This is a genomic window from Agrilactobacillus fermenti (genome assembly GCF_047943045.1).
Lineage (GTDB): Bacteria > Bacillota > Bacilli > Lactobacillales > Lactobacillaceae > Agrilactobacillus > Agrilactobacillus fermenti.
This window is the reverse complement of record NZ_CP181347.1, coordinates 1,940,708-1,965,165: the sequence shown is the minus strand read 5'-3', so window position 1 is coordinate 1,965,165 and position 24,458 is coordinate 1,940,708. Positions and strand designations below refer to the sequence as shown.

The 24,458-nt window shown below is 40.3% G+C and carries 23 protein-coding genes; 15 read left to right on the top strand and 8 right to left on the bottom strand.

Going from position 1 to position 24,458, the window contains the following annotated elements:
* Window positions 1–7 precede the first annotated feature (7 nt).
* The 3 genes from ACNAN0_RS09905 to ACNAN0_RS09895 all read left to right on the top strand — a co-directional run bounded on the left by ACNAN0_RS09905 (window position 8) and on the right by ACNAN0_RS09895 (window position 3,507).
* The gene (locus ACNAN0_RS09905; protein ID WP_230913193.1) at window positions 8–1,615 is read left to right on the top strand and encodes a CTP synthase; all 1,608 of its coding nucleotides are present in this window, start codon (window positions 8–10) and stop codon (window positions 1,613–1,615) included.
* A 234-nt stretch (window positions 1,616–1,849) separates the two neighbouring features.
* The gene (locus ACNAN0_RS09900) at window positions 1,850–3,118 is read left to right on the top strand and encodes a UDP-N-acetylglucosamine 1-carboxyvinyltransferase (protein WP_230913192.1); all 1,269 of its coding nucleotides are present in this window, start codon (window positions 1,850–1,852) and stop codon (window positions 3,116–3,118) included.
* 116 nt (window positions 3,119–3,234) lie between these two features.
* Window positions 3,235–3,507, top strand: coding sequence for a type B 50S ribosomal protein L31 (locus ACNAN0_RS09895; RefSeq protein ID WP_230913191.1), 273 nt, complete (start codon window positions 3,235–3,237; stop codon window positions 3,505–3,507).
* A 72-nt stretch (window positions 3,508–3,579) separates the two neighbouring features.
* Here the strand turns inward: ACNAN0_RS09895 and ACNAN0_RS09890 are convergent, their stop codons facing one another.
* Entirely contained in the window at window positions 3,580–4,014 is a 435-nt protein-coding gene (locus tag ACNAN0_RS09890; protein WP_230913190.1) for a hypothetical protein, read from the bottom strand.
* Window positions 4,015–4,158: 144 nt separating this feature from the next.
* Here ACNAN0_RS09890 and ACNAN0_RS09885 point away from each other — a divergent pair, with 144 nt between their 5' ends.
* The 8 genes from ACNAN0_RS09885 to ACNAN0_RS09850 all read left to right on the top strand — a co-directional run bounded on the left by ACNAN0_RS09885 (window position 4,159) and on the right by ACNAN0_RS09850 (window position 11,459).
* Window positions 4,159–4,905 carry a hypothetical protein gene (locus ACNAN0_RS09885; RefSeq protein WP_230913189.1) on the top strand — a complete coding sequence of 249 codons (747 nt, stop codon included), beginning with the start codon at window positions 4,159–4,161 and terminating at the stop codon, window positions 4,903–4,905.
* Window positions 4,906–4,919: 14 nt separating this feature from the next.
* Complete coding sequence (locus ACNAN0_RS09880) at window positions 4,920–6,005, top strand: D-alanine--D-alanine ligase family protein (RefSeq protein WP_416353173.1); 1,086 nt, start codon at window positions 4,920–4,922, stop codon at window positions 6,003–6,005.
* 29 nt (window positions 6,006–6,034) lie between these two features.
* Window positions 6,035–7,411 carry a UDP-N-acetylmuramoyl-tripeptide--D-alanyl-D-alanine ligase gene (locus ACNAN0_RS09875; protein ID WP_230913187.1) on the top strand — a complete coding sequence of 459 codons (1,377 nt, stop codon included), beginning with the start codon at window positions 6,035–6,037 and terminating at the stop codon, window positions 7,409–7,411.
* 143 nt (window positions 7,412–7,554) lie between these two features.
* Window positions 7,555–9,075, top strand: coding sequence for a DEAD/DEAH box helicase (locus ACNAN0_RS09870; protein WP_230913186.1), 1,521 nt, complete (start codon window positions 7,555–7,557; stop codon window positions 9,073–9,075).
* A 133-nt stretch (window positions 9,076–9,208) separates the two neighbouring features.
* Window positions 9,209–9,586, top strand: coding sequence for a holo-ACP synthase (gene acpS, locus ACNAN0_RS09865; protein ID WP_230913185.1), 378 nt, complete (start codon window positions 9,209–9,211; stop codon window positions 9,584–9,586).
* 2 nt (window positions 9,587–9,588) lie between these two features.
* Entirely contained in the window at window positions 9,589–10,716 is a 1,128-nt protein-coding gene (gene alr / locus ACNAN0_RS09860; RefSeq protein WP_416353172.1) for an alanine racemase, read from the top strand.
* 82 nt (window positions 10,717–10,798) lie between these two features.
* A complete protein-coding gene (locus ACNAN0_RS09855) occupies window positions 10,799–11,044 on the top strand; it encodes a hypothetical protein (RefSeq protein ID WP_230913183.1) in 246 nt (81 codons plus the stop codon).
* Between the two features lie 22 nt (window positions 11,045–11,066).
* Entirely contained in the window at window positions 11,067–11,459 is a 393-nt protein-coding gene (locus tag ACNAN0_RS09850) for a type II toxin-antitoxin system PemK/MazF family toxin (protein WP_230913182.1), read from the top strand.
* Window positions 11,460–11,712: 253 nt separating this feature from the next.
* Here the strand turns inward: ACNAN0_RS09850 and cbpA are convergent, their stop codons facing one another.
* Window positions 11,713–12,384: a cyclic di-AMP binding protein CbpA gene (cbpA, locus tag ACNAN0_RS09845; protein ID WP_416353171.1), complete on the bottom strand. Its 672-nt coding sequence runs from the start codon at window positions 12,382–12,384 to the stop codon at window positions 11,713–11,715.
* 115 nt (window positions 12,385–12,499) lie between these two features.
* Between cbpA and ACNAN0_RS09840 the strand changes: the two genes are divergently transcribed.
* A complete protein-coding gene (locus ACNAN0_RS09840) occupies window positions 12,500–13,165 on the top strand; it encodes an O-methyltransferase (RefSeq protein ID WP_416353170.1) in 666 nt (221 codons plus the stop codon).
* Window positions 13,166–13,281: 116 nt separating this feature from the next.
* Here the strand turns inward: ACNAN0_RS09840 and ACNAN0_RS09835 are convergent, their stop codons facing one another.
* The 6 genes from ACNAN0_RS09835 to ACNAN0_RS09810 form a co-directional block, all read right to left on the bottom strand.
* Window positions 13,282–13,788, bottom strand: coding sequence for a type 1 glutamine amidotransferase domain-containing protein (locus ACNAN0_RS09835; protein ID WP_416353169.1), 507 nt, complete (start codon window positions 13,786–13,788; stop codon window positions 13,282–13,284).
* Between the two features lie 184 nt (window positions 13,789–13,972).
* Window positions 13,973–15,352, bottom strand: a complete 1,380-nt coding sequence (locus tag ACNAN0_RS09830; protein WP_416353168.1) for a L,D-transpeptidase family protein — start codon at window positions 15,350–15,352, stop codon at window positions 13,973–13,975.
* A 203-nt stretch (window positions 15,353–15,555) separates the two neighbouring features.
* On the bottom strand, window positions 15,556–16,536 hold the full coding sequence (locus ACNAN0_RS09825) for an L-lactate dehydrogenase (RefSeq protein WP_269073867.1): 981 nt from the start codon (window positions 16,534–16,536) through the stop codon (window positions 15,556–15,558).
* Window positions 16,537–16,802: 266 nt separating this feature from the next.
* Window positions 16,803–17,306: a hypothetical protein gene (locus ACNAN0_RS09820; RefSeq protein ID WP_230913177.1), complete on the bottom strand. Its 504-nt coding sequence runs from the start codon at window positions 17,304–17,306 to the stop codon at window positions 16,803–16,805.
* Window positions 17,246–17,557 (bottom strand): hypothetical protein, encoded by a 312-nt coding sequence (locus tag ACNAN0_RS09815; protein WP_416353167.1) that lies wholly within the window; start codon window positions 17,555–17,557, stop codon window positions 17,246–17,248. Before ACNAN0_RS09815 ends, ACNAN0_RS09820 begins: the two co-directional genes overlap by 61 nt.
* The gene (locus tag ACNAN0_RS09810) at window positions 17,550–18,218 is read right to left on the bottom strand and encodes an ABC transporter ATP-binding protein (protein ID WP_230913175.1); all 669 of its coding nucleotides are present in this window, start codon (window positions 18,216–18,218) and stop codon (window positions 17,550–17,552) included. The genes ACNAN0_RS09815 and ACNAN0_RS09810 overlap by 8 nt, the downstream gene beginning before the upstream one ends.
* Before the next feature lie 498 nt (window positions 18,219–18,716).
* Here ACNAN0_RS09810 and pth point away from each other — a divergent pair, with 498 nt between their 5' ends.
* The 3 genes from pth to ACNAN0_RS09795 are packed head-to-tail and all read left to right on the top strand — an operon-like array spanning window position 18,717 to window position 24,458.
* Entirely contained in the window at window positions 18,717–19,277 is a 561-nt protein-coding gene (gene pth, locus ACNAN0_RS09805; protein ID WP_230913174.1) for an aminoacyl-tRNA hydrolase, read from the top strand.
* Window positions 19,278–19,301: 24 nt separating this feature from the next.
* A complete protein-coding gene (mfd, locus tag ACNAN0_RS09800) occupies window positions 19,302–22,826 on the top strand; it encodes a transcription-repair coupling factor (protein ID WP_416354188.1) in 3,525 nt (1,174 codons plus the stop codon).
* Between the two features lie 27 nt (window positions 22,827–22,853).
* The gene (locus ACNAN0_RS09795) at window positions 22,854–24,458 is read left to right on the top strand and encodes a putative polysaccharide biosynthesis protein (protein WP_230913173.1); all 1,605 of its coding nucleotides are present in this window, start codon (window positions 22,854–22,856) and stop codon (window positions 24,456–24,458) included.

Genomic DNA, 24,458 nt, shown 5'->3' with positions numbered 1-24,458 from the left:
TTTTGATATGACCAAGTATATCTTTGTAACCGGTGGCGTTGTTTCTTCTCTAGGTAAAGGCATCGTTGCTGCATCTTTAGGTCGTTTATTAAAAAATCGCGGCTTGAAGGTGACCATGCAAAAATTTGATCCGTACATCAATGTTGACCCAGGTACGATGAATCCTTATCAACATGGTGAAGTTTTCGTAACGGATGATGGTGCCGAAACCGATTTAGATCTTGGACATTACGAACGATTCATTGATAACGATTTGAACAAATACTCTAATGTTACAACTGGGAAAATTTATTCGGAAGTTATTCGTAAGGAACGTGAAGGTGAATACTTGGGTGCCACAGTTCAAGTAATTCCACATATTACGGATATGATCAAAGATAAAATTATGCGCGCAGCCAATACAACGGATTCTGATGTCATCATTACTGAAGTTGGTGGCACGGTCGGTGATATTGAGTCTTTGCCTTATCTAGAAGCTTTACGGCAAATGCGTTCTGAAGTTGGCTCTGAAAATGTTTGTTACATCCACACGACATTGATTCCATATTTACACGCAGCTGGAGAAATGAAGACTAAGCCAACTCAGCATAGTGTGAAAGAATTGCGTGGCTTGGGAATTCAACCGAACATTTTAGTTTTGAGAACTGAAAAAACAGTTTCACAAGAACTTAAAAATAAAATCGCGCTCTTTTGTGACGTGGATGCTGAAGCGGTTATCGAATCAAAAGATGTTAAGACGTTGTACACTTTGCCATTAAGCTTACAAGCGCAAGGCATGGACCAAATTGTTTGTGATTATTTAGGTATCGATGCACCAAAAGCTGATATGACAGCTTGGCGTGAATTAGAACAAAAAGCACAAAACTTACATCATAAGACTAAGATTTCTTTAGTAGGTAAATATGTAGAATTACAAGACGCTTATATTTCCATTACTGAAGCCTTAAAACATGCGGGCTACGTCTATGATACGGATATTGAGTTAAATAAAATTCAAGCCGAAGATGTCAACGATGATAATGTTGCTGAATTGTTAAACGACTCTGATGGGATTCTTGTACCTGGTGGTTTCGGTAATCGTGGGCTAGAAGGCAAAATTGCGGCTATTAAATATGCTCGGGAAAATGATGTGCCATTCTTGGGTATTTGCTTAGGCATGCAAATGGCCAGCGTTGAATTTGCACGCAATGTTGCTGGATTGAAGCATGCAGGTACAACTGAAACTGATCCAGACATTGAAGATAATGTGATCGACTTAATGCCAGATCAAGAGGGCATTAAGAATATGGGCGGTACACAGCGTTTAGGGCTATACCCATGTAAGTTGAAACCGGGCAGTGTTGCAGCTAAAGCCTATGACGGTCAATCCGTCATTCAAGAGCGGCATCGTCATCGTTATGAATTTAATAATAAATATCGTGAACTACTAGCCTCAAAAGGGTTAGTGTTCTCAGGTGTATCACCTGACAATCGCTTGGTTGAGATCATTGAGATTCCTGAAAAGAAATTCTTTGTAGCCAGTCAATATCATCCAGAATTCTTGTCACGTCCAAATCGTCCAGAAGGCTTGTTTAAGTCTTTCATTGGTGCTGCTTCAGGTTTAGCAACAGATTAAGATTCGAGAATCTCAAGATAAACCAAAACGTGCGGACATTGAATGTTTTCATTCTTTGTACCGCACGTTTTTTTAAACCTTTGAAAATTTAAAGCAATCTTTCATCTTAGGTGTCTTGTAATTTATGGTTTATTTCTATATCATTACATATAGTGTCAACTACTTGAGAAACAGTTATATAGTAGTGTCATTATTGGAATTTCTATCTATTTTCTATGCAAGGAATTACGTAAAATGAAAAAAATGATAATTCATGGTGGCCATAAATTAAGTGGCGAAGTTGTGATTGGCGGGGCAAAGAACAGTACGGTTGCTTTGATTCCAGCGGCAATTCTTTCAGAGACCAAAGTTACTTTAGATGGCGTGCCACATATTAAAGATGTTTATAATTTAATGTCCATTTTAGAAGAAATGAACGTTCATACAAATTTTAATGAAGCAACTGATACTTTAGAACTTGATCCCACGGATATTAAATTTAAACCATTACCTAATGGTAAAATTAAGAGTTTACGCGCTTCATACTACTTTATGGGTGCGTTATTAGGTCGTTTTGGACACGCTATTGTTGGTTTGCCCGGCGGTGATGATATTGGACCGCGGCCAATTGACCAGCATATCAAAGGTTTTGAGGCACTGGGGGCATCAGTCAGTAATGAACATGGGGCTATGTTCATTACGGCGCCAGAAGATGGTTTAAAGGGTACACGGATCTTTTTGGATATGGTTTCCGTGGGAGCAACAATTAATCTTATTTTAGCCGCAGTGACTGCAAAGGGGCAGACAAGTATCGAAAATGCGGCTAAAGAACCTGAAATCATTGACTTGGCTACTTACTTGAACAATATGGGTGCTAAAGTCCGTGGGGCTGGGACTGATACGATTCGAATTGAAGGAGTCCCACATTTGTACGCCAAAAATCCTCACACCATCATTCCTGATCGCATCGAGGCGGGAACTTATTTAGCAATGGCCGCAATTTGCGGTGATGGTATCAATATCAAGAATATTATCAGTGAACACTTGGATTCTTATTTGGCTAAATTAGAAGAAATCGGCGTCAGCATGAAGGTCGGTGAAGATAGTATTTTCGTCTATCCTTCTGGGGAATTGCATGCTGTTCAAATCAAAACCAGCCCTTATCCGGGTTTTGCCACAGATCTACAACAGCCGATTACACCGTTGCTCTTGAAAGCAGAAGGCGATGGCATTGTGATCGATACCATCTATCCAAAGCGGGTCCGCCATATACCTGAACTGATTCGCATGGGCGCTAATATTAATATCGAAAATGACGTGATTATTTTGCATCATGTGGATCATTTACAAGGTGCAGAAGTCGCTGCAGACGAGATCAGAGCTGGCGCTTGCTTGATGCTGGCAGGTCTAATGGCTGAGGGTACGACAACGATCTCCAAAGTTGAAAATATTTTGCGGGGTTACGATCGTGTTGTTTATAAATTACAGCAGCTTGGCGCCGATGTTGAAATGGTCGATGACTAGTAATCATTTAAAACTTGTTGTGATCAGTCTAAAAACATGATAGTATATACTGATGTGCATGGTACTTATTAATCTCTATCTCAGCAAATGACTTAGGGCAAAGGAGCGAAATAATAATGAAAAAAGGCATTCATCCAGATTATCATCCAGTTGTCTTTTTAGATTCAGCAACTGGCTATAAGTTCGTATCTGGTTCAACCAGAAACTCAAGTGAAACCATTGATTATGAAGGTAAAGAATACCCATTGATCCGTGTTGAAATTTCTTCTGATTCTCATCCTTTCTACACAGGTAGACAGAAATTTACACAGGCTGATGGTCGTGTTGATCGATTCAACAAAAAATATGGTTTTGCGGATAAGAACGCTAATCCTAAAGACGCTGAATAAGCTAAAAAGGGGCTCATGGCATTATTTTATGCCAGGGGCTCCTTTTTTGTGGTACAGATTCGCATTGTTAAACTACTCGTTGATGGGATTGATTTCCAATTGACGGACGAGTGCAATCATTTCAGGTCCAGAATAAATTTGCTGCTGAAACTGATAATTTTTGATAACTTTACCGTTTTCAATCAGAATCAAAAACGTATTAGCATAACTATCTGAAATAAACAGATAAGTTTTCTCACCCGCAAAAGTGACATAACCACTGGCATCATCACCTAATTTTTGGTCCGTGGTGGGCTCACCATAAAAACTGATGGCGCGATCAGTTTGACCATCTAGCAGTAAATTTACCTGAAGCTCAAGTCTTTTTGTTGAACTGTCACCGGTAAAATTACTCGTGTCATCATAGGGATTACTATAGTAAGGGATATCTAAAGCAGTCGTGATATCATAACGAATCTTTTGACTCATTTGACCCAAAGCTTCATTGTTTAATTTTTCCAGTTTCATCGATTTAGCCTCCAATTGGCAGGAATTATATTTTAATAAATGTCATGAAAAATACTTTACTTTGTGGTTGGTTTCCAGTATTGTGATTCTGTATTGAGTGTTCAGTTAGAAGTAAATAAGATGACATAAAATCGGAGTAAAGAAATGTCTGAGAGTTATTTATACATACATTTAGAAACGGTTACAAATATGATTTTATCATATGGCATTAGTATGAACGACTTTGTTGATGCTTTCAAGCAAGTGCCCGAACATTTGCTGCTGTTGTCTGATGTAGACGAAAATGAAATGATCGATCCCCACACGGGTTTTAATGTAATTTCTGGCAGAGAAGATATTTTACGTTACTTATTAAACCCTAAAATTTCGCGGAAGAAATGGATCGATTATAAACATACGTTATATCTGGACGAGATCACGCCTTTTGAGGTATCGGAATTACTGTATTTGGGACATGCCTATACGCATTTATCTTCGCCATTTTATTATAAATTGGCGAATCAATATGTTTATTTGGAATTACCAAATGAAATGACCAAGGTTTACTATCGCCATCTAGAAGACTTTCATCGGGTCCTGTCCAACACGATTACGCGTTATTTTGAAGCGCATAATTTTCAAGCTAATTTTTTATTTAAGCGTCACGTGATTCATTACGTTAATTTAGATAATCAAACTTTAAACGCGATTCATGAATTGTTAGTTGATGGGGTCTTGTTTGATTTTACGGCTGCTTTTCGGCAAGATGATCAATTGATCGTGCCACTTTTTCAATTAAAGCATCGTTTTGTGCCGAATGATATTGCTTGGTCAATGACTTCTGCTGAAAAACTGGGTACGCTTGAGTATAATCGGGAAGTCCAACAGTGGGCAGTTAAGTTGCAGGCTTAAAGAGGAGTATATATATGAAAATCTATTTACTATATGGTGGGCGCAGTGCCGAACATGATATTTCAATATTAAGTGCTTTTTCCTTGATCCAAGGGGTGTCTTATAAGCGACATACAGTTGTTCCTGTTTATATCACGAAGCAGGGCCAATTTATTGCCGGTTCAGAATTAACCGCACCTTTAACGGATGCGCAGCAGCTTCGTTTAACAGTTGGCACCGAAGCAGTGTTTAATGCGCCGGACCAGTCTTCTTTTGGGCGCAGCATTACCCCTTATGATTTCAAACATCAGGACAGTGTTGTTTTTCCTATGTTGCATGGCACTAATGGCGAAGATGGCACGATTCAAGGTTTGTTAGACGTTTTAGATGTGCCTTATGTTGGTGATGGCGTCATGGCTTCAGCAACAGGGATGGACAAAATTATCAGTAAATTGGTTTTTCAAGAGGCTGGTATTCCCCAAGTACCATTTGAAGCTATTTTATTGCAAGATTGGCGTCAGGATGCACAACAGATTTTAGATCGTGTTCGAGGATCATTGTTATTGCCGTTATTTGTGAAGCCAGCCAATGCTGGTTCAAGTATTGGTATTTCGATGATCGATGACATTGATAAATTACAAGACGCCATTGATTTCGCTTTTCGTTATGATGATCGTGTCATTGTGGAACAAGGTGTACCTGAAACCCGGGAGATCGAGTTAGCAATTTTAGGTAATGCTGATATTAATGTTTCCGTTCCTGGAGAAATCGGCAAAGCTCGGACGTTTTATGATTATACGGCCAAGTTTGTTGACGGCACGACCAAATTATTGATTCCAGCACCAGTTAGCGACACAATTAAAACTAAGTTACAGGCATATGCAAAAACAGCTTATATTGCGTTAGGTGCTTCAGGCCTTGCGCGGGTAGATTTCTTTCTTAGCAAAAGTGATGACATTTACTTGAATGAGGTCCAAACAATGCCTGGATTCACACAATACTCAATGTATCCATATTTGTGGCAAGAGATGGGGCTGCAATATCCTGATTTGATCGATGAATTGATCAATTTAGGCATTGAGCGCTATCAACAACGCAAACAAATGGAAGCCAATTTTTAATTGGTAGGTAGATTAAGGAGTTTTTAACGATGAAAATGACCTTAGAGGAAGTTGCTAAGGCAGTTGGCGCTGAAGCTGACTATTCACAATGGCAAAATAATATTGTAACAAGTGTGACTTTTGATTCTCGGCAGCTTCAGCCGGGTGGTCTATTTGTACCATTAGTTGCGCAGCGTGATGGTCATGATTTTATTGAGTCAGCTATTCAAAATGGTGCTGTTGGTAGTTTTTGGCAGAAAGGCCATGCGCATGCACCAGTAGATTTTCCATTGATTGAAGTTGCGGACACGCAAGCCGCCTTTGAACAGCTAGCTAAATATTATTTACATAAGGTGAACCCTCGGGTCATTGCGATTACAGGCAGTAATGGTAAAACAACGACCAAAGATATGATAGCAGCAGTTTTGGCAACGCAGAGCAATACTTGTAAAACGCGCGCTAATTATAATAATGAGATCGGTGTACCTTATACAATTTTAAGTATGGACACCAACACCGAAAATCTAGTGTTAGAGATGGGCATGGATCGGCCAGGACAACTCCATAAGATGAGCTTACTAGCAGAGCCGGATATTGCCGTGATTACGATGATTGGTGAGGCACACATTGAATTTTTTGGCACACGAGCTAAAATTGCTGATGCCAAAATGGAAATTATCGATGGTTTAAAGGCTGATGGGACTTTGGTTTTTGACGGTGATGAACCACTACTGCGAGAACGGGTTCCTGAAGAGGTTCAGACACGTACTTTTGGCCAGCATGAGATTGATGATATTTCTGCTCAAGCTGTTGTGGCTGAGAAAAAACAAACAACTTTTGTTGCGAGTCCTTGGCCAGAGGTGCAATTCTCGGTACCATTAATGGGCGCTTATAATGTGATGAATGCTTTAGCAGCAATCGCTGTAGGTGACTTGATTCATGTACCCAGCAAACAAATGGCAGGAGCGCTGGCTGAATTCAAGTTAACTGCAGAACGGACAGAATGGGTCAAGGCTGCCAACGGTGCTGACTTACTTAGTGATGTTTATAATTCCAATCCTACGGCGGTCAAAGAAGTTCTAAAAAACTTCACAGCAATCCAAACCAATGGCCATCGAATCATCGTTTTAGGAGACATGTTAGAGTTGGGCGCCCAAAGTGCTGAATTACATGCTAGCCTTGCGGAGAGCATTCAACCCCAACAAATTCAAACCGTCTTTTTGATTGGTAAAGATATGCAGGCACTTTATCACGCCTTGCAAGATCGTTATTCTGAGCATCAGTTACACTATTATAGTTTGGCAGACAAGGCTTTATTGACCGTTGATTTAAAGGATGCGATTCAACCGGATGACATGGTGTTGTTAAAGGCAAGTCATGGGCTGCATTTGGAAGATGTTGTGGCTGAATTACAAGCAAGTAATTAAATTTGCTAATAGTGAGGGAATTTGTTATTATTATTTAGTTACGTTTTTATGAATAAAACATTAAAGTGCAAAACTACGACCTCCCATTTCAAGTGTTCGTTGTTTTGCGATGATGTTTTGGCAAAATCAAGGAGGAACACTATTTGAAATTCGAGGAATTAAATCTCGATCCTAAGTTACTAGAAGCAATTAGCTCAGCAGGATTTGAAGAAGCAACACCGATTCAAGCCAGTACGATCCCACTAGTCTTGGCTGGTAAAGATGTCATTGGTCAAGCACAGACAGGTACAGGTAAAACTGCAGCTTTTGGCTTACCTATTTTGAATGATCTTGATATGGATAGCAAAAATATTCAGGCGTTAGTTATTTCACCAACGCGTGAGTTAGCAATCCAAACCCAAGAAGAACTTTATCGTCTTGGTCAGGATAAACATGCCCGTATTCAAGTTGTTTACGGTGGCGCAGATATCCGTCGGCAAATGCGGAGTATTAAAAATAATAATCCGGAAATTATTGTCGGAACACCAGGTCGTTTATTAGACTTAATCAATCGTAAAATCCTAAAAATTGAACATATTCGGACATTAGTGCTTGATGAAGCTGATGAAATGTTGGATATGGGCTTCATTGAAGATATTGAAAAAATCTTGACCCATGTGCCTAATGAACATCAAACTTTACTATTCTCAGCTACCATGCCAGCACCAATTATGCGCATTAGTGAGAAATTTATGCATAATCCTGAAATTGTCAAGATCGAATCTAAGGAATTAACTTCTGATTTGATCGATCAATATTATGTGCGGGCAAAAGATTTTGAAAAATTTGATGTGATGACGCGTCTATTCGATGTTCAAAATCCAGAGCTAGCTTTGGTCTTTGGCCGTACTAAGCGACGTGTTGATGAATTAGCTAAGGGCCTTCAGGCACGTGGTTATCGTGCCGAAGGAATCCATGGTGACTTAACTCAGCAAAAACGGATGAGTGTCTTACGTCAATTTAAAAAGGGCGACTTGGATGTTTTGGTCGCTACTGATGTGGCCGCACGTGGGCTAGACATCTCTGGGGTTACACATGTATACAACTATGATATTCCTCAAGATCCTGATAGCTACGTACATCGTATTGGTAGAACGGGCCGTGCCGGTAAATCTGGGATGTCTGTTACATTTGTTACCGCAAATGAAATGGGTTACTTACGGACAATCGAAGAATTAACTAAAAAACGGATGAAACCGTTAATGCCACCAACTGACAAACAAGCATTCAAGGGTCAGCTGAAAAATGCCGTTGACGAAATCACTGAAGTATTAACTAGTGAAGACCTTGAAAAATATGAAGCTGGTGCAGAACATCTCCTTGAAGAATATACGCCAATTCAGTTAGTTTCCGCTTACTTGAAGACGGTCAGCAAGGATTCAACGAGTGTTCCTGTTAAGATTACCCCAGAACGACCTTTACCATCACGTAAATCTAGTCATCGTCGGTCTTCTTCTGCTCGTGGCCGTCATAACAATGGTGGGCGTGATAAACGCCGTTTTAATAATGGCAACAAAAATTATAGTGGTGGGCATAAGTCTAATAACCACGGTAAATCAAATAACAACAAGAGTGGCAAACGTTCTAGTCGAAACTTTACGATTCGGACTAATACAAACGCCTAGTTTAACCTTAAATTAAAAAGTGAGCTGATTTAGTCATATTGTGATGACTAAGTCAGCTCATTTTTTGAATTGGTTTTTTATTTTGTGGAGAATGTTCTATAATGAAACATAATCTGAAAACGGAGTTGGCGTAATGATTTATGGTATTGGTATTGATTTAGCTGAGATTGAACGTATCAAAATGGCTCAGGAGAAAAACAGCCAATTTGCTGCAAAAATTTTAACGGATGACGAATTGCACGTGTTTCAGTCGTTCCCAGAAGATAGTCATCGGCGTTATGAATTTTTGGCAGGGCGATTTTCTGTCAAGGAAGCTTATTCTAAGGCCTTTGGTAGTGGCATCGGTAAAGTTTCATTACATGATGTAGAGGTTTTGAATGATCCTGATACGGGACGGCCAATGATTACGCATCATCCTTATCAAGGGAGGGCATTTGTTTCGATTTCACATACGTCGACTTTGGTTATGACGGAAGTTATTTTGGAAACACCTCAGGAGGTCAATGAATAAAAATGGTAGTCGGGAATTTACGTAATGCGCAGGTTGTCATCGATCGACAAGCAATCAAGTACAACGTTCGTGAAGAAGTCAAACGTCTGAAGCAGGGCACAGAGTTGTTTGCGGTGGTTAAAGCTGATGGCTATGGTCATGGCATGGTTCCGGTTGCTCAGGCGGCACAGGCGGCCGGTGCGACTGGCTTTTGTGTGGCTATACTGGATGAAGCCTTAGGATTGCGAGAGGCCCACTTTACAGCACCAATTTTGGTCTTGGGTATTACTAGACCTGAGTTAGCAGAAATTGCTGCCAGCCAGCATATTTCGCTTACAGTAGGGTCCAAAGATTGGCTGGTTGCTGCCAAAAATGCCATGACCAAACAATCCCATATTGAGCCTCTAGCCGTGCATTTAGGCATTGATAGTGGTATGGGGCGCATTGGTTTCACACAAGTTGTCGATTTTCTTGCGGCGGTAGCTTTTATAAAACAAAATCCTGAATACTTTATCTTTGAAGGTATATTTACCCATTTTGCCACTGCTGATGAGCAGGATACGACTTATTTTCAGCAGCAAGTCAAAAAGTTCAATGCTTATGTCGCTCAGTTAGATCAACGGCCACGCTATGTGCATGTTTCCAATTCAGCGACCAGTTTATGGCATGATGCCTGTAATGGGAATATGGTACGCTTTGGTGTGGCAATTTATGGTTTGAATCCATCAGGCACTGCAATTTCCGAGCTGCCATACCCACTACAGCCAGCACTATCACTGACTTCAGAGATTGTTTTTTGTAAACAAATTCATGCCGGTGATTCTGTCAGTTACGGCGCAACATATACTGCCGAGGCAGATGAATATATTGGTACTGTACCGATGGGCTATGCTGATGGCTGGTTGCGACGGCTGCAAGGTTTTCATGTTTTAGTCGATGGACATCCGTGTGAAATTGTCGGCCGCATTTGTATGGACCAGTTTATGATTCGTTTGCCTAAGCCATATGATGTTGGGACTAAAGTAACCCTAATTGGTGAAGATCAGGGTGCTGAGATCACGCTGCAAGAAGTGGCAGCATATTCTGATACGATCCACTATGAGCTCGCTTGTATACTGACAAATCGCTTACCACGTAAGTATATTAATTGAAATTAAATTTAGGCCTCCTCAAATGACATAATCAGTGTTATGATGTAATGGCAGAACATCAGCAAATGTGGAGGTTTTTGTCATGGAGCAAAAGAAGTTTTCCGTGCAAGTTGAAGCACAACTTAGCCAGGAAGTCGAGACATATTGCAGTGCTTATGCGGTGGATGAGCAAGAAGTCATTCACGCAGCCATCAGCGAGTTTCTATCGCAACGCCAAGAAGAGTTGCACGAATTGATTGATGGCTATCAAGCCATGGCAAGCATTAACTCTGAAATTTGTGAAGCTTTTTCTGTTTCGGAGAGTGAAGCTTACTCACATATTCAATAAATCAAGAGAGGGGGGAGAGCCGATGGATCTTGTCGTCAGGCGTGGAGATATTTTCTACGCAGATCTCTCACCAGTGGTTGGTTCGGAGCAAGGTGGCTTACGCCCTGTCTTGGTGATACAGAATAATGTTGGCAATCATTTCAGTCCTACAGTCATTGTTGCTGCCGTCACTGCCAAGATTCAAAAGCCAAAGATGCCAACACATGTCGGTATTACGGCTAAAGAAGATGGTGTTGAACGTGACTCTGTTGTGCTTTTAGAGCAAATCAGAACAATTGATAAACAGCGCCTAAAAGATAAAGTGACGCAACTATCAGGCACAAAAATGAAACTGGTCGATCATGCTTTAATCGTAAGTTGTGGATTAGAAGAAGCCTTTCAAAGGGCTGATCGATTACATAATCAGATGAAATAAAGTAAATACTTAAAAATTGAACTATTTATAACTAAACAGAGAGCGAAAACAAAATTAATATTTTGTTTTCGCTCTCTGTTTAGTTATGAACCATCCTATTTTTTAAATATGCTCCAAGGGGCAACACCCTTATCTAACAACAAATAGTTCAAATGGAAAGTACAGCATTTTCTTACAATTCTTGTTAGTACTCAGGTGCTGAGTGTCTTTTGTCACACTCTGTTAGCATATTTATTTGGTCAAACAAATCTATCTACCGAGTAAAAATATCATTATCACGGATGATTTTATCATTTTGCAGATCATCAATTTCTACAACAGGAAATCCTTTTTTCTCAAGCTTATCCACAATTGTATCCACAGTGCTCATCTCGATATTAGCCGGCAGTGTGAATAAAGTCCGCCGTACAAAATTCTCTTCTTTGGCGTCTAATGTCATACACCCAGAAATAGAAGCGTATTTAGCAATAATCTTAGACATAGTTGCTAATTCTCCTTGAGCACCAGAAGAAGTAACAGTCAATACAAAGCTACTGATATCAATATTCCAGGCCTCTGATAATGCCCCCAATAATTGATTATGTGTTAAAATGCTATAGAAGTTATTATTCTCGTCTAAGACGCTGATATATGGCAAGTCTTTGATGTCAAAGAAAACTCTAAAGAATGGGGATTGAATGTTGATGGTTTTGGTGGCATTTTTCAAAAGGTAAGTAACTGGCAGACTCATATCGCCGCCACGTGACTTATGACGATAGATGTGCATCTTGTAAATATTACCTCGGAAAAGTTTACCGGATTCGTCTAAAATTGGCACACAACGAAAGCCGGAATCTTCAAGAACTTTCAAAGCATCTTCTAATGTGACCGTTTCTTCAACAGTTGTTAATTCTTCTTTTTTACGAACTAAAGGCTTGATTAACATCGCTGTTCTCCCTACTTTCTAAACTTTGTTTCAATGAATAATTGCTTGAACAATCATAACACATTTATTAAATTTAGTCAGTGTTTTCTAATAATATACTTAAGGGGTTTATACAATGTTAAACGAAATGATGCATCGACCAATTATTGATAAAGCAGTTTTGACATTTCTACGTGAGCAACAACAACCTTTAAAGGGCCCATTGGGTGACTTTGAAAAACAAGTTCGTGAGGCTGGCGTGCCCGTGATTCCTCCAGAAACGGTTAATTTCTTCAAGGTGTTGCTAAAAATTATGCGGCCTAAGCGTATTTTGGAGGTTGGGACGGCAGTAGGGTTCTCGACAACGCTGATGGCGTTGAATACCCCGGAGACAACTAAAATCACCACAATTGATCGCTTTGATGTTATGCTTACGCAGGCAAGACAAACTTTTAAAAAATTTGCATTAGAAGAGCGGGTCCAATTACTAGCGGGAGACGCAGCTGACCTTCTACCCAAACTTACGGCAACTTATGATTGGATCTTTTTGGATAGTGCTAAAGCTAAATATATCTCATTTTTACCTGATTGCCTACGATTGCTCAATACGCATGGCGTTTTATTGATTGATGATGTCATGCAAGGGGGAACGGTGTTGAAGCCAGATTCTGAGATCAAGCACAAAAATCGCAGTATCCATCGAAACTTGAATCGTCTATTCACGCGCGTCTTTGAGGACGATACTTTAAGTAGTAGCATTTTACCCCTAGGGGATGGGTTACTAATGATCACCAAAAATTAATCTAATGAAGCAACTATAACTAAATTAACTGCAACAAGGTGAGAGCAAATAAATATCAAATTACGTAAAAGTATCGAATTAAATGATTCAAGAAGTATGGGTGAGGGCCCTATTCATTACTTTAAAGCATCAACAATCGCATGATTAAATTGGTCAAGGTCGTCAGGGGCCCGACTTGTAACTAAGTTGTTGTCAATGACAACGGGTTGGTCCTCAACTTCAGCACCAGCATAATAAAGATCAGGACGGACAGTGACATAGGCTGTCATTTTACGCCCCTTGGTCAGACCAGTTTGAATAAATAATTGTGGGCCATGACAAATTGCAAAGGTTGGTTTGCTTGCTAGCAAGAATGCCTTAACAAAGTCGACCATTCTTTCATCGGCACGAAGCTGATCGGGGGAGAAGCCACCAGGAATCAAAAGTGCATCAAAATCGTCGGGCTTTACTTCGTCAATTGTTTTATCAATTTTGATATTGACACCGTGTTTGCCTTTGACAGTTTTGCCTGCTTCAAATTCGATTACCGTGACATCATTACCAGCTTGCTTAAGTGCCTCAACAGGGGATGTATATTCAACATCTTCGACAAAGTCAGTAACAATAACAGCAACTTTACTCATAAAAAAATCCGCCTCTTATCATAAAATTATAATACAACCATAATGTTAAATATTTTCGCAGAAAATTGCAAACCAAATTCTGAATGAGAATCGTTCTTTGAAGGATGGGTTAAATTGAGCAGCCTAATAAAAATAGAGGTCGAAAACGAATACCTTGTTGTCGACCTCTATTTTTGAGATAAGTTTAGTAAATAATGACGGGCGTGTTTAATGGGACGTCTGCAAACACTTGTGCCATAACACTTGGTGGTGTGTTGACACAACCGTGAGAACCATGGGCTTTGTACCAATCACCACCATAAGTTGGCTGCCAAGGGGAGTCATGTAAACCAACACCAGTATAATCGACTGGCATCCAGTAACTTACAGGTGAACTGTAATCAGAACCATCATCGTTCTTACCTTTAAGCTGTGTATTGCGGACTTTATTCCAGACCACAAAAGTACCAGATGGTGTGTCTTGTCCGGGTTTGCCAGTAACGACATCAGTGCTGATAATGACTTTACCGTCCTTGTGCACCCACATATGTTGTGCCGATTTGCTGACTTCAACATAAGTATTGCCAATATCATCACCATTTTCATTATAGCCAACACCTTGAATCAAAGGTTTGCGTGTGAAATCTTCACCTTTGAGCATCTCTGTGGCCAAAGCTTTAGCTTCACTAATACTCTTGATGGACCAACCATAGGTCCCGGCAGGTACTTGAACTGTCTGACCTTGTTCGGTCTTAAAATCACGTGTTTTATTGATAGTGCCATATTTAGCTGAAAGACTAGCAATATAACGCGCCATGCTTGTTTGATCTAAGGCAATTTTACCATCAGTGTAATTTAACCAGTTGTCAATTTCAGTTTTAGGAATTTTGACGTCATTACCCGCAATCTTATAAGTGATATTTTCGTTTAAAATGGCATTTAACTTTTGTTTGTCACTTTGCAACTGCTTATCATCACTGGTGACATTGGGTTGTACATAAGCCTTTTTGATGTTAATTTTCGTTTGCCCTTGATCCACGGCAGCGACAATTTGTTTTTTTAGTTGTTGTTCGTCGATATTATTGCCGTAAACTTCTTTTTTGATCGTAAAATTACCGTTATCCTTGCTCAAAGTCGCATCTTTCGTTTGAACTCGGTCAGTGGCGGTTGCCTTAACAACTTGCTGGTAGAGTTGGTCTACTTTTTGCTGATTGAGTGCTAAGTTCTCAGCTTTCACACCGGTCTCACTTGGTGCCGCAAAAACTTTGAGAGACCAGCTCCATGGATTTTGCTGGTTTTTAATGGCAGTTAGTTGTTTGGCGTAATCATGGTCAATATTCAGATCTTTACCGGTAAATTGTAAAATATCCTTTTTACCCTCGACCAATTGATAGTGCTGTTTTTTAATATGTGCCTTCAGTTTTTGATTCGCTTGTTCTGGTGTTTTACCCGCGATATTTACGCCCGAATAAACAGTGTGTGGTAAGAAAACATTTTGATAACGCACACTCATTAAAACATAAAAAAGCGCGATGCCAATGACAGCAAAGATGATCCCCAATGGTACAACTTTCTTAAGATGCAACAGGTGTCAACCCCTTAATTTTAAAGTAATAACTTAGTTTCATTATACCCAGTTCCTTGTTTAAAACAATCGCAGATACCTAATTTAAACGTTTCCCTAAGGTTTAAATTAGACAATTGTTTTCATGATCATACCTAGATTTTCTGAAAAATGCAATAAAAAAGCCGGAACAAAATGTCCCGACTTTTTGAGAACTGTAAATCTTATTGACGAGTTTCAATTTCGCCTTTTTCAAAAGCGTCATCTAAAACTTTCTTCAATTGGTTTGCAGAAGACTTCATACTTTCTTGTTCATGGTCACTTAATGGAATTTCAAGAATTTCAGAGATACCATTACGGTTGATCACAGCTGGAGAACCGATATAAATATCGTTCAAGCCATATTGACCATCCATGTAAACAGAAAGTGGTAAGACAGCATTTTCGTCATCTAAGATAGCACGGGTGATCCGAGCTAATGCTGTTGCAATACCATAGAATGTTGCACCTTTAAGATCAATGATTTTATAGGCAGCATCACGAACATTTTCGAACATATCGACTAATTTGCTTTCGTCGATTTCAGGATGTTTTTTGACATATTCAGAAATCTTAATGCCGGCAACGTTAGCGTGAGACCATACAGGGAATTCTGTATCGCCATGTTCACCCATGATGTAAGCATGGACGGAACGAGCATCAACGTCAACTAATTCAGCGATAGATTGACGGAAACGTGCTGTATCCAATGAAGTACCTGAACCAACGACACGGTTCTTAGGGAAACCAGATAATTTCCAAGTCGCATAAGTTAAGATATCAACTGGGTTAGCAGCAACTAAGAAGATACCATCGAAACCAGATTCAACGATCGGATCAACGATAGATTTCAAAATCTTAAGGTTTTTGTTAACTAAGTCTAGACGAGTTTCGCCAGGTTTTTGTGGGGCACCGGCAGTAATAACAACAACGTCTGCATCTTTTGCATCTGAATATTCAGCGGAGTAGATTTCCTTAGGTTGTGTAAATGGCAAAGCATTTGATAAGTCAATTGCATCACCTTTAGTCTTATCCTTAAAGATATCAACGATACCGATTTCTTGAGCAATACCTTGTAATACTAAAGCGTAGGCGTAACTGGAACCAACAGCACCATCGCCGACAAGAATAACTTTTTGATGGTCTTTTTGTGTTGTAGATGCCAAAATGATTCATCCTTTCTGGAAAACAAATTTAACAACGGTAGTATAACACAAATTTCACTATATCGTCAGCTTTTACACAACTTTTTTCATTTTTTATTTTAATGCTGGTGAAAAACGCTGATACAGCAAATGAAAGCGAGATATGACAGTTTTATGAAAATTAGTTCATCACAAAACAATAAGGCACGTTTCTGATAAACAAATGTTTTTTGACTACGAATGATTCAAACACAAGCATTGTGCTGCTGACAATTACTTTTGACAACTTAATCGACCAATCGAACATAATTTAATCGGTGCAAGGTGAGACGCACTGCCAGGACAACTAGTGCAACTGTTAAAATGATGAAATTAATTTTTGCACCAACTATTTGATTGGTTGTGACAGCAGCTTGATTCAGAAATAAAAGCGGAACGGCTGTGATATAGGTTAGAGATTGTGGTTGAGCGCCAACGCCAATCATGAAATAGTTGCCGGAGAAAATTGGAACGGTAGTCCATTGATTTAAAATAATGAATCCAAAGCTAGCCATAGCGATTAAGCCGCCAGTGATGATGCTAATGCCTAGGGCTGTTTGCCGAATATTTTTAGATATTGTAATTAAAGCTATAACCAAAATTAGTGTTGTTAGTAGACTTAGGGGTTTTTGCCACCAATATAGGTTTGGAAATTGCCATTTTAGAGGTGTACCTGATAATGCAAAATTCGCTACGATATCATAAAAATCAAAAGCAGCATACTCATGCCACCAGCCAGTAAAGTTGTCCATAGTTGATTTTGTTTGAGCAACAGCTGCATGGCGTCGGTTCCTAAATAACCATCACGAATCATCTGCGCAATGATTGCAATAAATAAAACAACATTTGTAGCTATGAAAAATAAACTATGTGCTAAAGCCAGCCCGTTATTCAATTTATGTGCAGCGATCTGTTGATAGATAATGATTGCAAATTCGACTATCAGTGGGAACGAAAAGAGGCCTAATAATTTTTTGAAACGAAATAAAAGCCATTTATGCATGCGTTGTCATCTCCTGATAATATTGTTCGATATCTCCGTTAAAGTTCTGTTGTAGTTGTGTGCGGCTAATTTGTTGTGCGACACGGCCATTTGTCAATAGCCAAATCTCATCAAAGAGTGGGGCCAGATCTTTTAAAAGGTGTGTCACAATTAAAACCGTACTGTGGGATCGTCTAGCAGTTTGAATCATTTGATAGGTATTTTGACGATGACGTGGATCAATGGCACCCAGAGGTTCATCGAAAAGATAATAAGGGACCTGACGTGCCAAAGTGAGGGCTAACTCAGCTTGTTGCTGCATGCCTCGGGAAAGTGTATGGATCCGTTGCTGTAAATTTAAGTGTTGGGTCTTTAGAAGTGAAAGCGCTAATTGATAATTAAAGTCAGGATAGGCAGCTATGAAGAGATCAATGGCTGCTTTTAAGCGAATGTGACCGGGCAAGAAAGGTTGATCAGGTAAATACGCAATGGCGTCAGGAACTTGTCTCTGGCCCTTAAAAGTATTGATGCGTTTTAAAATATTATTGATGAGTGTAGTTTTCCCAGCACCGTTTGGCCCAATAATACCAATAGTTTTTCCATCATTGGGAATTGCAAGATTTAAGTCTGACAGTACCTGTTGTTGACCATAATTTAATGAAATATGGTGTAGTTCAATCATAAAACCACCCCTTATGACCATACTGTATTATGCATAGTATTATGCATAGTATTATGTGTCAACATATATATTTATAGTTAAAGCATTTTTTTGAAAGCCTATTTTGTTGTTTGTTATTGGAGCGTGAATCAAAAGATGTTGCCTTTTGACACACGTTTAAACCAAAATTATGCGTAATAAACAAGTGGTTAAAGGTAAAATAGTAATTTTATTTCAGCCCCAATAGGCGACTTATTAGAGTTTGATCGTTGGTATGACTAGCAAATATGGCGTCATACGTTAGGCGGCCATTTTATATGAGATATGGTATACTAAGTAGCTACACGAAACAGATGCCATGAGGTGTTTCGTGTCTATTTGAGTTCTATTTTATAAACAAACAAGGTGCATTATCTTCTAGCGTATAGTAAAAATAAAGAATGGCTAGAAATAAAACGTTAATTTGCTTGAACTACAAGGTTAAATTTTTTGCAGCTAATTATTGATGGAGGCTTTATTTTGAAAATGATCGTCGGCCTGGGTAACCCAGGCAAAAAATATGACCGTACGAAACACAATGTGGGTTTTACGGTGGTCGATACGCTTAGCAAACGGTTGAATCAGACACTGAGTAAACAAGATTTTGAAGCACAGTTTACGTCATTTATTTATAATGGTGAAAAAGTATTTTTAGTTAAACCATTAACTTATATGAATGATTCAGGCCGTGCTGTTGGGCCCTTATTACATTATTATCAAATGGCGCCGAGTGATCTGCTTGTGATTCAAGATGATATGGATATGCCGCTGGGTAAGTTACGTTTTAGAGACAAAGGTGCGTCTGGGGGGCATAACGGTATCAAAAGTATCATCGCCGCTGTGCAAACGGAACAATTTAATCGGTTAAAAGTTGGCATTCAACATCCTGATCGCAGTAAAGTGGTGGATTGGGTATTGACCCCTTTTAATAAGGATGACTTACCAATCATGCTAGCTGCCTTCGATCGGGCCGCTGAAGCAGCGATTAGTTGGCTGGATGGTCATTCGGCCAACGACATTATGAATCGTTTCAATGGCTAAAAGGAGGCTATTGACTTGGATTTAATAAATTTATTCGACCAGGCGGGTCAGATCAGTCAGGTGGCTGGTGCTTTAACTCTAGACAGTCGCCAGCTCGTCACGGGCTTAGAGGGATCAGCCAAATCCGTTTGGTTGGCTGGTCTATTAAAACAAAGTCACAAGAATATTTTGTATGTGACTGCCAATCAGCAGCAAGTCGAGTATTTGAATAGTGATTTGGTTGGTCTGGTCGGTGAAGGCGCAGTACAAGTCTTTCCCGCCGCTGAAGTTTTGGCCGCTGAAGTAGGACCTAGTTCACCGGAAGCCTTGTCCCAGCGGATTCAAGCGTTGGCGCGCTTGACGACTGGACAGCCAACCATTGTTTTAACCACATTAGCTGGCGTTCAAAAGTATGTTTCAAAACCTGATCAATTTACGCGAAGGGCTATTATGATCGATATGCAAAGCCAGCTTGATCTGACGCAATTAGCGCAGGATTTGGTGGCTATGGGTTATGTGCGCCAAAAATTAGTTGCCTCTCCCGGTGAATTTGCGATTCGTGGGGATATTTTTGATGTGTTTCCAATTAATGCCAGCTTACCGTATCGAATTGAGTTGTTTGATACTGATGTGGATAGCCTGCGTTCTTTTGATCCCGAAACCCAGCGCAGTGTGGAAAATTTGGAGCAGCTGCAATTATTACCTGCTACGGATCTGATGCTGACCAGCACACAATTACAAGCGGCTGCTGAACGCTTGACCAAACAACTGGCACAACGTTTACCAGAATTAGAAGCCGAGCCACAGCTCCAGCAGAATTTACAGCAGAAAATTCAGCAAGTGATCGATTTGTTAGATAGTGGTGGGCGGCCAGATAGATTAAGTTTATTTTTAAATGAACTTCAAGTTCAAATGGGCACGTTACTAGATTATTTTGCGTCGGCCGACACCCTCATCTTAGATGACTATCCGCGGATTTTGGAACAAAGCCGAAATCGTGAGCAAGAAGCTGCTGACTGGCAGACGCAATTGTTAGAAAATGGGGATATTTTACGTGTTGAACCCTTGGAAGCCGATTTTATAAAGCAATTAAAGAAAGATCAACGGCCACGTGTCTACCTCTCATTATTCCAAAAAGGGATGGGCCGCTTACGGTTAGATGAAATCGTCAACTTAAAAGCCCGCGTGCCACAGAAATTCTTCAGTCAGATGCCCATGGTCAAAACAGAAATGGATCACTGGGCTAAAAGTGAAGCTACGGTAGTTGTTTTGATTGATCAGGCGACTCGGCTAGAAAAGGTCGCCAGCACTTTTAGAGATTTTGAAATCAACAGTGTCATTGTTGAAGCTGATCAAATTAAACCTAATAAGATCCAATTAACATTGGGCCAACTACAGTCTGGCTTTGAACAGATCGACCAAAAGACCGTTGTTTTGACGGAGACCGAATTATTTAACCAACCGCCTAAGAAAAAAGTACGCTCGTTAGCAATTGATAATGCGGAACGTATCAAAAGCTATAATGATTTAAAGCCTGGCGATTATGTGGTCCATGTTAATCATGGGATCGGTAAGTTTTTGGGTACGCAGACTATGGCAGTCGATGGGGTACATCGTGATTATCTAACAATTCTTTATCAAAACAATGCCAAATTATTTATCCCAGTTACACAGTTGAATTTAGTTCAAAAATACGTGGCTTCTGAAGGTAAAGCACCACACATCAATAAGCTAGGCGGGACCGAATGGCAAAAGACGAAACGGCGTGTGGCCTCAAAGATTGAAGATATTGCGGATGATTTGATCGAACTTTATGCCAAACGTGAATCCGAGAAGGGGTTTGCTTTTTCACCTGACAATGCTTATCAACATGAATTTGAAGCGGCTTTTCCTTATACGGAGACAGCTGATCAACTGCGTAGTGTCGCTGAAATCAAGCATGATATGGAGCGGAGTCGGCCGATGGACCGTTTATTGGTGGGTGATGTTGGTTTTGGCAAAACGGAAGTCGCTTTAAGGGCTGCTTTTAAGGCTGTTCAAGATAATAAACAAGTGGCTTTCTTAGTGCCAACTACGATTTTAGCGCAGCAGCACTTTGAAACTATGACCCAGCGTTTTGCTGACTTTCCGGTAAATATTGGGGTGTTATCTCGCTTTCAAAGTCGAGCTCAAGTTACCGAAACGCTTAAGAAGTTAAAGAACGGTCAGCTTGATATTGTGGTCGGTACACACCGACTGCTGTCACAAGACGTGCGCTTTAGTGATTTAGGCTTGCTAATTATTGATGAGGAGCAGCGGTTTGGCGTTAAGCACAAAGAAAAAATCAAACAGTTGCGGGCAAACATTGATGTGTTGACTTTGACGGCGACACCAATTCCCCGAACGTTAAACATGTCGATGGTGGGGGTTCGGGATTTGTCTGTCATTGAAACACCGCCCACCAATCGTTACCCAATTCAGACGTATGTTATGGAACAAAATGCTGGGGCAATTCGGGAAGCCATCAAACGTGAAATTGAACGTAACGGACAAGTGTTTTACTTACACAACCGAGTCAGTGATATTGAACGCGTTGTTGACCAATTACAACAGTTGGTTCCCGAAGCAACTATTGTTTATGCCCACGGTCAGATGACTGAAGTTCAACTGGAAAATGTCATTATGAGTTTTGTCAATGGCGAGGCGGACGTGCTGGTGGCAACGACGATTATTGAATCTGGCATCGACATGCCCAATGCAAATACAATGATTGTTGAGAATGCGGATCATTATGGCCTATCACAACTGTATCAGCTGCGGGGACGAGTCGGTCGCAGCAGCCGGGTGGCCTATGCTTACTTTACTTATAAGCCTGACAAGGTTTTGACCGAAGTGAGTGAAAAAAGACTACAAGCTATTAAGGACTTTACTGAGCTAGGCTCAGGTTTCAAAATTGCGATGCGCGATCTTTCCATTCGTGGTGCCGGGAATTTGTTAGGCGCCCAGCAGCACGGCTTTATTGATAGTGTCGGCTATGATCTTTATTCACAGATGTTATCTGAAGCTGTAGCTAAGAAGAAAGGTGATGCAGCCGTCAAGCGAACGGACAGTGAAATTGATCTCAAAGTTGAAGCTTATATTCCTTCAGACTATATTGAAGATGAACAGCAAAAAATTGAGATGTATAAACGTATCCGTCAAATTGATGCCGCTCAAGACATTGAGGCCATTGAAGATGACTTGATCGACCGCTTTGGGGATTATCCGATTGAAGTGAAGCGGCTGTTGCAGATTGCTGAGTTGAAAATGGCAGCTGATCAAGCTTTGGTAACCAACGTCAATCAACAAGCTCAAAAAGTTACGGTTGTTTTATCGCAACAGGGCTTTGCTCTCATTAAGGGTGAGGGGGTTTTCAAAGCTCTGGCTAAGACAAAACTCCATGCTAGTGTCCAAGATGAGACAAAAGATATTAAAGTTATTTTAACGATTCAGCCCAAGATGGGGCTAGATGATTGGCTGCCACAAATTGTTGCTTTTGTTGCTGGATTAGCGCAACAGGTCAGTGATGGTGCAGCCGTTAAAAATAAGTAGCGTTTCTAACCGATAAGGGAGAAATTTATGCCCAAAAATTCTGCGAAAAATTTAATGCGGGGGGCTTTATTGCTCTCAGTTTCAGCATTAATTGCGAAAGTACTTAGTGCCGTGTACCGAATTCCCTTTCAAAATTTAGTTGGCAATACGGGTTTTTATGTGTATCAGCAGGTTTATCCAATTTATGGGATCGGTATGACATTAGCCTTATCTGGACTACCTAATTTTATTTCAAAGTTAGTTGCCGAACAGGCTGATATTGATTTACGACAGCGCCTTTTAAAGCGCAGTTTTGTATTGATCAGTATCCTAAGCCTTGGTATTTTTAGCTTATTATATTTGCAAGCGGGCCCTATTGCACAACTTATGGGGGATGGTCAGCTAGCAAGCTTGATTCGAACAGTTGCTTTTATGTTTTTACTAACACCTTTTTTGTCTGTACTCAGAGGCTATTTCCAGGGCACTTTTGACATGCGGCCCACAGCCATTTCTCAAGTGGTAGAGCAGCTCGTTCGTGTTGGTGTGATTTTACTTGCGGCGAGTTTATTTGTGCATCATCATTGGAGCTACTATAAGATGGGCACTGTGGCGATGAGCGGCGCGTTTCTAGGTGGACTAATCGCTTTAGCCGTGATGCTGCCAGCTTATTGTCGATTTAAACAGCCATCGCAGCTTAGCCCTACGATTGCTGAACAAGCGTTAGAACAATTGCGTTATATACACTTGACCAAACGATTTTTGCTGGAGGGTGGGTCGATTGCATTATTCTCAGCAACCATGGTTATCTTTCAGCTATTGGACTCTTTTTCGGTGACTAAAGGGTTGATCGAAAGCGGTCAAACCAATCAGCTGGCTTATAACTTAAAGGGTATTTATGACCGAGCCCAACCGTTAGTTCAGATGGGCTTGGTCGTTACCATGGCTTTTGTGACGACATTACTGCCTGCTCTGAGTAATGCCCGCCAAGCGAATAAAAAAGTGCTTTTTATCAAAGTGACCCAACAGCTTGTGCACCTAGCTTTGGTCTTATCAGCGGCGGCTAGCGTTGGGTTGATTGTGTTGATGCCTTGGATCAACCAGCTTCTTTTTGGCGATCGCCAAGGTAGTCTGACTTTGGCGCTTTATATGGTTAGTATTATGCTAGTAGCTTTAATCAACGTTTTTAGTAGTGTTTTGCAGAGCTTAGATCATTTTAAGGTTGCAACGGTAGCCTTATTATCTGGATTTATAATTAAATTGATGTTTAATCAAATTTTCACGCGTGTGTTTGGCATTGCTGGAAGTAGCTTCGTCACAATTATTGCGTTAGGTTGGATCGCCTTTATTTTATTTTTACGGACACCAACTTATTTGAAGCAGGCCGTCTTCAACCATAATTTTATTTTTCGACTATTGTTAGCAGTGCTCATCATGGGCGGCGTTGTCTTGTTATTAGCCGTTTATTTGCAGTTATGGTTGCCCAATAATCGAGTTGGGGCTGGCATCACAACTTTAGTCGGTATTTTTGGTGGTATCTTGGTATTTTTGGGCGCTATGGTAAAATTACAGGTATTGAGTACACGAGAATGGTTAGCTTTGCCTTATGTTGGCCGATTATTGCGCCATTGGCAGACTAAAAAACATAAGTTTTGA

What these genes read in the sequence shown, in the direction of transcription:
- ACNAN0_RS09905 (WP_230913193.1), top strand. Translation starts at nt 8, where the DNA reads ATGACCAAGTATATCTTTGTAACCGGTGGCGTTGTTTCTTCTCTAGGT.
- ACNAN0_RS09900 (WP_230913192.1), top strand. Translation starts at nt 1,850, where the DNA reads ATGAAAAAAATGATAATTCATGGTGGCCATAAATTAAGTGGCGAAGTT.
- ACNAN0_RS09895 (WP_230913191.1), top strand. Translation starts at nt 3,235, where the DNA reads ATGAAAAAAGGCATTCATCCAGATTATCATCCAGTTGTCTTTTTAGAT.
- ACNAN0_RS09890 (WP_230913190.1), bottom strand. Translation starts at nt 4,014, where the DNA reads ATGAAACTGGAAAAATTAAACAATGAAGCTTTGGGTCAAATGAGTCAA.
- ACNAN0_RS09885 (WP_230913189.1), top strand. Translation starts at nt 4,159, where the DNA reads ATGTCTGAGAGTTATTTATACATACATTTAGAAACGGTTACAAATATG.
- ACNAN0_RS09880 (WP_416353173.1), top strand. Translation starts at nt 4,920, where the DNA reads ATGAAAATCTATTTACTATATGGTGGGCGCAGTGCCGAACATGATATT.
- ACNAN0_RS09875 (WP_230913187.1), top strand. Translation starts at nt 6,035, where the DNA reads ATGAAAATGACCTTAGAGGAAGTTGCTAAGGCAGTTGGCGCTGAAGCT.
- acpS (WP_230913185.1), top strand. Translation starts at nt 9,209, where the DNA reads ATGATTTATGGTATTGGTATTGATTTAGCTGAGATTGAACGTATCAAA.
- alr (WP_416353172.1), top strand. Translation starts at nt 9,589, where the DNA reads ATGGTAGTCGGGAATTTACGTAATGCGCAGGTTGTCATCGATCGACAA.
- ACNAN0_RS09855 (WP_230913183.1), top strand. Translation starts at nt 10,799, where the DNA reads ATGGAGCAAAAGAAGTTTTCCGTGCAAGTTGAAGCACAACTTAGCCAG.
- ACNAN0_RS09850 (WP_230913182.1), top strand. Translation starts at nt 11,067, where the DNA reads ATGGATCTTGTCGTCAGGCGTGGAGATATTTTCTACGCAGATCTCTCA.
- cbpA (WP_416353171.1), bottom strand. Translation starts at nt 12,384, where the DNA reads ATGTTAATCAAGCCTTTAGTTCGTAAAAAAGAAGAATTAACAACTGTT.
- ACNAN0_RS09840 (WP_416353170.1), top strand. Translation starts at nt 12,500, where the DNA reads ATGTTAAACGAAATGATGCATCGACCAATTATTGATAAAGCAGTTTTG.
- ACNAN0_RS09835 (WP_416353169.1), bottom strand. Translation starts at nt 13,788, where the DNA reads ATGAGTAAAGTTGCTGTTATTGTTACTGACTTTGTCGAAGATGTTGAA.
- ACNAN0_RS09820 (WP_230913177.1), bottom strand. Translation starts at nt 17,306, where the DNA reads ATGGACAACTTTACTGGCTGGTGGCATGAGTATGCTGCTTTTGATTTT.
- ACNAN0_RS09815 (WP_416353167.1), bottom strand. Translation starts at nt 17,557, where the DNA reads ATGCATAAATGGCTTTTATTTCGTTTCAAAAAATTATTAGGCCTCTTT.
- ACNAN0_RS09810 (WP_230913175.1), bottom strand. Translation starts at nt 18,218, where the DNA reads ATGATTGAACTACACCATATTTCATTAAATTATGGTCAACAACAGGTA.
- ACNAN0_RS09795 (WP_230913173.1), top strand. Translation starts at nt 22,854, where the DNA reads ATGCCCAAAAATTCTGCGAAAAATTTAATGCGGGGGGCTTTATTGCTC.